The sequence below is a fragment of the Vicinamibacteria bacterium genome, from assembly GCA_035620555.1.
In the GTDB taxonomy this organism is placed as follows: domain Bacteria; phylum Acidobacteriota; class Vicinamibacteria; order Marinacidobacterales; family SMYC01; genus DASPGQ01.
On sequence record DASPGQ010000289.1, the window covers coordinates 1 to 9,905 of the forward strand.

The 9,905-nt window shown below is 62.7% G+C and carries 7 protein-coding genes; 3 read left to right on the forward strand and 4 right to left on the reverse strand.

Features of this window, described 5'->3' with window-relative positions; translation table 11 throughout:
- Positions 1-257 precede the first annotated feature (257 nt).
- Positions 258-3,059 (forward strand): TIGR03960 family B12-binding radical SAM protein, encoded by a 2,802-nt coding sequence (locus VEK15_11830; protein ID HXV61378.1) that lies wholly within the window; start codon positions 258-260, stop codon positions 3,057-3,059.
- On the opposite strand, the gene VEK15_11835 is transcribed toward VEK15_11830, so the two are convergent.
- The gene (locus tag VEK15_11835; GenBank protein ID HXV61379.1) at positions 3,008-3,544 is read right to left on the reverse strand and encodes a hypothetical protein; all 537 of its coding nucleotides are present in this window, start codon (positions 3,542-3,544) and stop codon (positions 3,008-3,010) included. The genes VEK15_11830 and VEK15_11835 overlap by 52 nt on opposite strands.
- Positions 3,545-4,082: 538 nt before the next feature.
- On the opposite strand from VEK15_11835, the gene VEK15_11840 reads away from it, so the two are divergent.
- Both VEK15_11840 and VEK15_11845 read left to right on the forward strand, forming a co-directional pair.
- Positions 4,083-5,126, forward strand: a complete 1,044-nt coding sequence (locus VEK15_11840; protein HXV61380.1) for an FAD-dependent oxidoreductase — start codon at positions 4,083-4,085, stop codon at positions 5,124-5,126.
- A gap of 38 nt (positions 5,127-5,164) precedes the next feature.
- Entirely contained in the window at positions 5,165-6,757 is a 1,593-nt protein-coding gene (locus VEK15_11845) for an amidohydrolase (protein HXV61381.1), read from the forward strand.
- Between the two features lie 138 nt (positions 6,758-6,895).
- Here VEK15_11845 and VEK15_11850 read toward each other — a convergent pair whose 3' ends face one another.
- From VEK15_11850 to VEK15_11860, 3 genes are all read right to left on the reverse strand, one after another.
- On the reverse strand, positions 6,896-8,143 hold the full coding sequence (locus VEK15_11850; GenBank protein ID HXV61382.1) for a hypothetical protein: 1,248 nt from the start codon (positions 8,141-8,143) through the stop codon (positions 6,896-6,898).
- 13 nt (positions 8,144-8,156) lie between these two features.
- Positions 8,157-9,179, reverse strand: coding sequence for a GGDEF domain-containing protein (locus VEK15_11855; GenBank protein HXV61383.1), 1,023 nt, complete (start codon positions 9,177-9,179; stop codon positions 8,157-8,159).
- Between the two features lie 273 nt (positions 9,180-9,452).
- Positions 9,453-9,905, reverse strand: a 453-nt coding sequence (locus tag VEK15_11860) for a YfhO family protein (GenBank protein ID HXV61384.1), incomplete at its 5' end; no start/stop codon positions are given.

Sequence of the window (9,905 nt, forward strand, 5' to 3'; positions counted from 1 at the left end):
TTTCGGAACGAGCATCAAGGATGTCGCAAAACTGGGATTCAACGAGCTGTCCCTGTCCAACGAGAAGCTTCGAAGCCTGGCGAAGAGCCCGGTCGAGATCGTCCCCGGATTCATGAAGGATGCCTGCCGAGAGCTTCTCGATGACTGGAATAATCGGCACGACCGGAAGGTCTATTAGCCCGCGCCAAACGGGATCGTCGCATTTGGCACAATCATCGTGCGACGCTACAGTAGAGGATTACCCAGGACCCGACTCAATGAACGTTCGAGAACATCCCTACGCCTCTTTCATCCACGAGGTGTCGAAGCCCGCCCGGTACATGGGGGGGGAGCGCTTTTCCGTGGTCAAGGACTGGAGCTCCCTCGACGCCACTCTGGCCCTCGCGTTTCCCGACGTCTACGACATCGGGATGAGCCACCAGGGAACGAAGATTCTGTATTCGGTCATTAACAAGGAGCCGGATCTCTGTCTCGAGCGCGCGTTCTGTCCCTGGTTCGACTTGGAAGAACAGCTCCGTCGTCGCGGGCTGCCGCTCGTCAGCCTGGAGACCCACCGGCCGCTATCCGCTTTCGACATCGTCGGGTTCTCCCTTCAATACGAGCTCACCTTCACGAACGTCCTCACGATGCTGGAGCTCGGGGGGATCCCCTTGCGCAACGCCGACCGAACGCTCGAGCATCCGCTCGTCATTGCCGGAGGACCGGTCGCGACCCAGCCCGAGCCCATGTCGCGTTTCATCGACTTGTTCCTCATCGGGGATGCCGAACGAAGGCTTCCCCGTCTCATGCGGCACTACGCCGAGCTGCGGCGCGGCAAGCTCGAGCGGGAGGACATCCTGGCGGAGCTGTCGCGAGAGGGCGGCGTTTATTGCCCCGATCTCTACGAGCGCGAAGAATGTCCCCGATCGAGCCTGTTGTGCGTATCCGGACCGAAACGAGAAGACTTGCCGAAACGAGTCGAGCGGGCCTTTGTCGAGGACATCAACCGCTATCCCTACCCCGACGACTCGCCGGTGCCGGTGGCGGAGGCGATTTTCGATCGGATGTCCGTCGAGATTGCCCGCGGATGCACCGAGGGCTGCCGTTTCTGTCAGGCGGGAATGATTTATCGACCGGTACGCGAACGCGATCCCGAGCAGGTGGTGGATACTCTCGTTTCCGCACTCGAGAAAGGCGGATACGACGAGGCGGCCCTGACTTCGCTCTCGACCGCGGATTATTCTTGTATCTCTCCGCTGGTGAAGCAGGTGATGAAGCGACTCCGACCCAGGAAAGTCGCGCTTGGGATCTCCAGCCTCCGCGCCTATGGGCTCGACGAGGCTCTGCTCGACGACATCTCCTCGGTGAAAGCGACCGGACTCACGTTCGCCCCCGAAGCCGGGACCCAGCGCATGCGCGACGTCGTCAACAAGAACATCACCGAAGAGGACATCTTTACCACCTGCCACCGGGTGTTCTCTCGCGGCTGGAGCAAGGTCAAGCTCTACTTCATGATTGGCCTGCCCACCGAGCTCGACGAAGACGTTCTGGGCATCGCGGAGATGGGGAGCCAAGCGCGCGACATCGGGCGCCGGTACAACCGACGGAAGATTCAGGTGACGGTGTCGGTCTCGAGCCACGTCCCCAAGCCGCACACTCCCTTTCAATGGTGCGCGCAGGATTCCATGCGCGAGATCGAGCGCAAGCAGGCGATGCTGCGTCGCGAGTCCAAGGCACGGGGGCTCAAACTCCGCCTGCACGATCACCGGGTCAGCCATCTCGAGGGCATCATTGCGAGAGGCGACGCTCGTGTCGCTGGCCTCATCGAGAGGGCGTGGCGGCTCGGCGCGCGTTTCGACGGGTGGGACGAGCACCTCGCCTGGGACGTGTGGTCACGCGCCTTGTCGGAGTGGGAGGCTGAGGAGCGGCTGTCGCGCGAGCGCTACCTCGGAACCCTTCCCGTAGATGGAAGGCTTCCCTGGGACCACGTCGACGTGGGGCTGGCCGATGGCTTCCTGGAGAAGGAGTACCGTCGCTCGCTCAAAGGTCGTTTCTCGCCGCCCTGCGGAAAGCCCTACGAAGCAAAGGTTCACCACACGAATCTCGAGGACGCGCTTCGAGACGAGCGGAAGCTCGTCTGCTATCACTGCGGAGTCGCTTGCGACCTGGGCGCCATGCGCAAAGAGCGTCTGGTCTTTCTCGACAAGATGGGCGCCAGGACGAAGCCGGCACCGAGCTCGCGGGAGACATCGACCGAGCGAGCTCACGCCCACGAGCGGGTCGCCCGCGGCCTGGCGCCGCACGACTTCGCCCAGGGGGCTCCGGTTCGCTATCGCATGCGTTATCGCAAGACGAATCCCATGAGCCTCCGCGGTCATCTCGACATGATCCGTGTGCTGGGACGTGTTCTGAGACGGGCGAGTCTCTCTCTCTATCACACGGAAGGGTTCTCGCCCCGACCTCTGATGACCTTCGGCCCCGCATTGGCGCTGGGAATGCAATCGGAGGCGGAATACGTCGACTTCGCTCTCGTGGACGCGAGAGATGCGGAGCTCGTCGCCGCTGAGATTCGATCCGCGAGCGAGCCGGGCCTCGAGCTTCTCGGCCTCAGACGGCTTGCCCCCGACGAGCCGGCTCTCACCAAGCGAATCCAGGCACTCGACTACGTCGTCGTCCTGCCGGATTCGTCCGACTACGAGGCTCGCCTCGCCCGTTTCGACTCCTCGGAGAGCGTCCCGGTAAGCGTGAGGAGGAAAGGCAAGGAGCGCACGGTGGACGCGAAAACGGTCGTTCTCGAAGCCCGCTTGACGCCTGCCGGGGGCAACGCGGCGCTTCTCGACGTCGAAGAGGAGGCCATGGTTCTTGCTCTACGTGTTTCGGAGACGAGCGGCCAGGCGTCGCTCCGACCTATCGAGCTCGTGAAGGCGATTCTGGATGTCGAGCTCCCTCCTCAATGCTTCTCCAGGACGGGCTGCTGGACTCGGGAACCGTCGGGTTCTTGGCTCGATCCGCTCGACGCGATCGGGGATCAGGACGTAGGAAGTGGATTGCCGGTACTGAGCACCGACATCGCGACCTGATAGTCGAGGAACTCGATCGTGACACCTTCCTGAGCCGGCGGGCGCACCTCGATGACGTCGAGAGTAATCTCCTCGACGACCTGCTGGGCACCACCCTGCGGCGGGACCTCGATCTGGATCTCCTGAAGCGTGAGGGTCGTCTGCACCGACAGCGAGACCAGCGCGTGTCCCGCCTGAACGCAGGTCACGTCCACGGGGCAGCGGCTGTCTTCGAACACTCCGTTGAAGCGGACGAGCACGATGGCCGTGGGAACGACCACCCCGGCCGTGTCCCCCACCCGTAGCAGGAACGGCTGGCCCGCCTGAACGAAGAAGTCCGCATCGGGAAGGGTTGGGCTACTGTTGCTCGAGCAGGACGTGAAAAGAAGAATGACGATCGAGAGGGTTGTCGCTGTCTTGGCCAGGGATGTCATCTCTTGCTCGATGCTAGTACGAAAAAGGTAATCGAGCAACATGGCATAGCGCTTGCAGTATACGAGATTCATCAGCTCGGAAGTCTTCCGAACTGAGACAGTTGTTCCGCTCTGGAACGACAGCGATTCCGGAGCGAACCGAGGCCGGAGCTGGGGGGATGCGGCCACAAAGACGAAGAGACAAGGTTCACGGGTGACAGGGAGGGGCGGCGTGCCGGCACCCGCGCCGTTTCGACTCGAGCCAGTGAAAGTGCCGGGGGCAACAACTAGGACAGCGACGCCAAGCGCCCCCGGCACAACCTTCACTTCCGATTTCGGAAAAGCGCGAAGGTCTGACCCTGCAGAGGGGCGACAGAAAGGGACGGTACCCTCCGGAACAAAAACCGCAAGACGGATTCCCCGGAGGGACCGTCCTTTTTCTCCGTTTGCGCTAGACTCTGCGAAGTAAGGCCCTGCCACGGATCTGACGATGAGACGAGATCTCTCGTCAACCGACTCGTCGTCGACGACGAGCTCTCGCTGCCGAGACTCTTGTAACGACCACTGACTCGTCGACTGTAAGACGGCTCATTGTTTGAGCGTGGATTTGGCTGGACGATCCCCGAATTAGGTGATTGACGTCGTCGTCGTCGGTGGAGGCCCGGCGGGCTTGGCTGCCGCCATTTTCGCGGCCTCCTCCGGACTCTCGGTCACCCTCTTCGAACGCCGCTGGCTTCCCGCCGACAAGGCGTGCGGCGAGGGAATCATGCCTGGCGGCGTCGAGCTCCTCGAGAAGATGCGTGTCTGCGTCCAGAGGAGTCGACCGTTCGATGGAATTCGTTATTTCGACGGTGAGCATGTCGCCGAGGCGCGATTTCGGGGCGGTCGAGGTCTCGGGGTGCGTCGATCGGAGCTGTCGAGGGCGCTCCTCGCCAGGGCGCGTCAGGTAGGTGTCGACGTACGAGATCGAACCCCGGTCGTTGGTGCGACCGACGCTTCGGACGGAGTGGTGATCGAAACAGCGGGCGAGGCGGTGCGGGCGCAATGGCTCGTCGCCGCGGACGGCCTGTCGAGTCCGCTTCGACGAACCTTCGGCCTCGCATCGGCGAACAAGCAGCCCCGGATGGCGCGCTATGGGTTCCGCCGACATTTTCGAGTCGAGCCCTGGTCTTCGTTCGTCGAAGTGCACTGGAGCGACGGCGCCGAGGCATACGTGACGCCCGTCGCGGAGAACGAGATCGGGATCGCGGTCCTCTGGCACGGCCATCCGCCGGAACGCGACGCCTGGCTCGACCCGTTCCCGCGGTTGGCGAGCGTCCTGCAAGACGCGGAGCCGGTATCGCGTCTGCGAGGGGCGGGTCCGTTGCGACAATACGCCAACCGGGTCACGAGGGGACGACTTGCCCTGGTCGGTGACGCGGCGGGATACGTCGACGCTCTCACCGGGGAGGGGGTTGCCCTCGGGCTTCGATCCGCCGACGCCCTCGTCGCTTCCCTTCGACGGGGGAGCTTGCACGCCTACGAGAAAGAATACTGGAGATTGAGCAGACGGTATCGTTTGATGACCGAGCTCATCCTGTCGATGGCGACTCGACCGCGACTGCGGCGGGTCGCGGTACGCAGGCTCTCTCGATGCCCCGCGGTCTTCGAGCGGCTTCTGAACGTCTTGACGTAGAATAAACGCCCTTGAAACCAGTGCAGGAGGTCCCGACCATGCGACAGGCTCTCATTTGGATCGTCGCGGCGCTCGCCGCGGTTCCCGTCTTTGGCCAGAGCGACACATCTCACGATCGTCTCAAGGAAGCGGCGCAAGCGCAGGTGGGCGAGATGTCGAAACTCACCCAGGTCATGGTCGACAAAATCTTCAGCTTCGGCGAGCTCGGATTCCAGGAGGTCGAGACGTCGAAATACATCGTTGCCATGCTGCGAGAGAACGGCTTCGAGGTCGAAGAGGGAATCTCCGGCATCCCCACCGCGTGGATGGCCACCTCGGGCTCGGGAAGGCCCGTCATCGCCTTGGGAAGCGACATCGACGGAATTCCCAAAGCGTCGCAGAAGCCCGGTGTGGCCTATCACGATCCGCTCGTGGAGGGCGCTCCGGGGCACGGCGAGGGCCACAATTCCGGACAGGCCGTCAACGTGACCGCCGCGATCGTGGTCAAGCGCATCATGGAGCGCGAGAAGATACCGGGAACGCTCAAGCTGTGGCCCGGCGTGGCCGAGGAGCTCGTGGCGACCAAGGCTTGGTTCGTACGAGACGGTTTCTTCGACGGCGTCGACGTATGCATCTTCACTCACGTATCCAACGACCTCACGGTGAGCTGGGGGCAGGGGAGCGGAAACGGGCTCATTTCCGTGGAGTACACGTTTCTGGGAGAGTCGGCTCATTCCGCCGGAGCACCCTGGCGTGGCCGCAGCGCTCTCGACGCCGTGGAGCTCATGAACACGGCCATCAACTATCGCCGTGAGCACCTTCGACTCCCCCAGAGAATCCACTATGTCATCACCAATGGGGGGGATCAGCCGAACGTGGTACCTTCGGTTGCCTCGGTCTGGTACTACTTCCGCGAGCTGGATCACGAGCACATGAAGGGCCTCTTCGAGATGGGGAACAAGGCCGCCCAGGCGGCGGCGGATATGACCGACACCGAAGTGAGCTGGCGCATCCTCGGCCATGCCTACCCGCGGCACTTCAACAAGGTCGTCGCCGAGACGATGTGGAAGAACATCGAGAAGGTCGGGCTTCCCGAGTGGAGCGAAGCCGACCACAAGCTCGCCCGGGGGCTTCAGAAGGAGCTCGGCGTCGAGGAGGAAGGATTGAAGACCGAGCTCGGCGAGCTCGGCGGCCCTCCCGAGGGGCCCAACATGGGCGGCGGCTCGGACGACATCGGGGACATTTCCTGGAATCTGCCGACGGTCACGCTTCGCTTCCCCTCGAACATCCCCGGTGGCCCCGGTCATCACTGGGCGAATGCCGTCGCCATGGCGACCCCCATCGCCCACAAGGGAGCGACGGCGGGAGCGAAGGTCGTGGCCATGACCGCTCTCGATCTGTTCCTCGCTCCGGAGCTCGTCGACCAGGCCTGGGACTACTTCAAGAACGAGCAGACCAAGGACCACCAGTACACCCCCTTCATCACCGAGAACGATCCCCCGGCGATCCACCTGAACAAGGAGCGCATGGACTCGTTTCGTGAGGCGATGCGTGCCTACTACTACGACGAGACGAAATACGATACTTACCTCGAGCAGCTCGGCATCCAGTACCCGACGGTGAGAGAAACGACCGATGAAAAGCAGCACTAAAGTGCTCAATGCCGTGGCGGGACCCGCGATTGTCCAGCCGCCACGGCTCGGCCCGAGCGGCGCTGCGCGCCGATCTCGCGGCAGAAGTCATGGCCACCGCTCGGCAGGCTGGGCTGTACTTTTTCATCAGCCTGCTAATTAGGCGGGCTGGTTCTTCTCCTCGTCCCGGCGCCACATCTGGATTCGCTCCCAGAAGTGCTCGGTGAATCGTTCGTGCTCGTGCTCGGGGAAGATGGCTTCGACCTTCGCCCGAACCGCCTCCTTCGCCCGTTCGCTTCCGAAGAACTCCCAGGCGACGTCGTCCAGAGCGGTGAAATGCTTGGAGCAGAATTCTTCGAACCGCTCCTCATCGAACCGGGCCTTTGCGATCTCGCCGTAAGCCCGGAGACTTTCCCGGTAGGGAAGCTTCCGGCTGCGAGCCTGGTAGTAGGGAGCCCAGTCGAGATTCCGCCTCATCGGGCGAGCCGTGGCCGCGCAGAAGAGCGACCAGCGAAGCATCGCCTTGACGAGCCAGGCGAAGTGATAGTGGAGTGAGGTCACCTGGGAGTCGGGGCAGGCGTTGGCGAAATCGATCGGATAGAACGTGTCGTCCTTGCGGAGAACCTCGCAAGAGTTGAAGTCCCAACCGAAGAACGAGTTGATGCAGAGCGTCATGTCGGTGAGACAGCCCTTCTCCTCGGGCGACAGGAAGTCCCGGTCGAGCAGGTAGCGCTCGTGGAGAGGAGCCTGGGGATCATAACGGATGAAGCGCACCTGGGGGCCGACGCCGAGCGCCCGGACGAAGAGATCGAAATTTCTCACCGCCTTCTGGAGGTGCATGACGCGCTTTCCGCTGTTTTCGTAAGCGTCGCGCAACGCCTGCTCGTCATCGATGCGACTTACGGCGACCCAGGCGCCCCCGTCGTAGGGCTTCATGAAATGCGGGTACCCGATGTTGCGGCCGACCTCGCCCAAATCGAAGAGTTTCGCGTAGCGCTCGAGGGTGGGCCGCAAGTCCGGCAAGGGGTCGTACTCCTTGGGAGGAATCATCCAGGTGTCGGGCACTGGCAGACCGAGATGCATCATCGCCGCGTAGGTGGTCTGCTTCTCCATGGACTGAATCGACCAGGGATTGTTCAGGACGTACAGACCGTCCATCAGTACGGCCTTCTTGATCCACTCGCGGCTCAAATGGTACCAGTGGGTCAGGCGGTCGAGCACCAGGTCGTAGCGGCACGGAGCTCGCAGATCGAAGGGCTCGATCGTGACGCGCTCGACCTCGAAGCGAACGACGTCGGCGCCGACCCGCAGGCGCGGATTCCATCTACGGAGGATCTCTTCGTAGCAGATCGGCCAGCACAGATCCGCTCCGAGGGACAGCCCGATACGTCGGGTAATCTCGGCCATGGCAGGCCCCAGCTTACACGAGCTTGGCTACACCGTGCACCGAACCGAGAAAGCTGTCCTCGTCCTCGCCCGGCTCGAACTCACCCCAGCAGCAGACGCGGTTCTTGCCGAGTGCTTTGGCCTCGTAGAGCGCACGGTCGGCGCGCTGGAGAACCTCCTCGGGCGACGTACCGTCGTCGGGATAGGTTGCAATCCCGGCACTGACGGTGATGCCCAGCGGCATCCCGCGCTCGTCGGTCAGGCGCTGGATGCCCTGTCTCAGCCGTTCGGCCGCGAGCCTTGCCGCCTTCTTCGTCGTCTCCGGACAAATGATCACGAACTCGTCGCCACCGATCCTCGCGGGCACGTCAATCTGGCGAATTCTGTTGGCGAGGAAATCGCCCACGTGACGCAGTACGCGTCCCCCGGCAAGATGCCCGCGGCGACTGTTGACTTCTCTCAGCCCGTCGAGGTCCATGAAGATCAGAGCGTAGCTACGGCCGAAGCGCGAGGCCCTCTGGTGCTCCGTCTCCAGAGAACGATTGAAGAAGCGCAAATTGTAAAGGCTCGTGAGATCGTCGCGAACCGCGAGGGTGCGTAGTCGCTCGAGCTCCTTCAGAGTCTTCTCGAGCTGTTGTCGTGCCTGGAGTCCGGAAGCCTTGAACGTGTGGCTTCCCTTCATCGCCCCGATTACCGAGCTCACCTGCTCCACGAGAGAACGTCCACGAACGAAGGTTCCGTCGACCGCGGTCGGTGTCGAGCCTCCTCGTTTGCGGCGAAGCTGAAAAACGACCAGGTCGATGCGAGTCTTGAGCCGGTGGATGTCCTGGAGGAGGCGCTTGTGCTTCCGGTCGATCTTCTCCGCTTCGAGAATCACGAGAACCGGCTCGAGGGAAGAGACCGATAGGGCGGCGGCCTGAAGCGTTGGCTCCCAGTGAAGCGGATGACCGATTCCGACGAGCTTTCTCCCTATCGCTCCGCCAGGAAGCCCCGGGCCTCCGATCCAGAGAATCGGGCGGCTCGTACCCTCTTCTTTGGCTGAACTCCTGGACGACATTGATGCGGGTTCCCGATATCTAGTCTCTTATCGATTGCGCTCGCGTTTCACTCCGAAACGTTACTTCTCCGGGTCCGATCGAGGTGGACCGCGAGCAGGCGCTCGTCCGAGCACGGATACGCGAGCCGAGGCACCACCCCGGCAGCAAGGCGCAACGCATTTCCTACACCCAAAGCAAATTTCGGACCAGACACCGGTCCCGCTAAAACCTTGAGTCGCAGCGGTTTCATTTCATGTCGCCGCGTGGGGGTCGGGTCGAGTCGGGGGAAAAGCCTACGCTCGCTCACGTCGGAAGCGTGTCCATCCGGCCCAGGCAGAAACGAGCAGGACGGATGCCAAGCTTACGAGACCGCCCAGCCGAAGAGACCGTGGACGGTAAGAAAACCGGACGAGGTGCTCGCCCTCGGGAACGGCGACGGCTCGAAACGCATGCTGCGTTCTCAGAATCTCTGTCTCCCGTCCGTCGACCTGCGCGATCCAGCCGGGGCGAAGCGTGTCCAAGAGCACCGCATAGCCAGCCCGCGGAGACCGCGTTTCGATCTCGACGAGCTCGGGTGCATAAGTAGCGATCCGCGCGGCGTCCTTGCGGAAAAACCCCGATGCACCTCGGCCGGTTTCGTCGCTCGTCACTTGAACGCCGTCGTGAACGCTCCAACAACCGAGGCCTTCGAGCGTCTGAGCCTCGCTTGGCACCGTCGAGGCCACGACGAAGTAAGCACGCGGGAG

What these genes read in the sequence shown, in the direction of transcription:
- VEK15_11830 (HXV61378.1), top strand. Translation starts at nt 258, where the DNA reads ATGAACGTTCGAGAACATCCCTACGCCTCTTTCATCCACGAGGTGTCG.
- VEK15_11835 (HXV61379.1), bottom strand. Translation starts at nt 3,544, where the DNA reads ATGAATCTCGTATACTGCAAGCGCTATGCCATGTTGCTCGATTACCTT.
- VEK15_11845 (HXV61381.1), top strand. Translation starts at nt 5,165, where the DNA reads ATGCGACAGGCTCTCATTTGGATCGTCGCGGCGCTCGCCGCGGTTCCC.
- VEK15_11850 (HXV61382.1), bottom strand. Translation starts at nt 8,143, where the DNA reads ATGGCCGAGATTACCCGACGTATCGGGCTGTCCCTCGGAGCGGATCTG.
- VEK15_11855 (HXV61383.1), bottom strand. Translation starts at nt 9,179, where the DNA reads ATGTCGTCCAGGAGTTCAGCCAAAGAAGAGGGTACGAGCCGCCCGATT.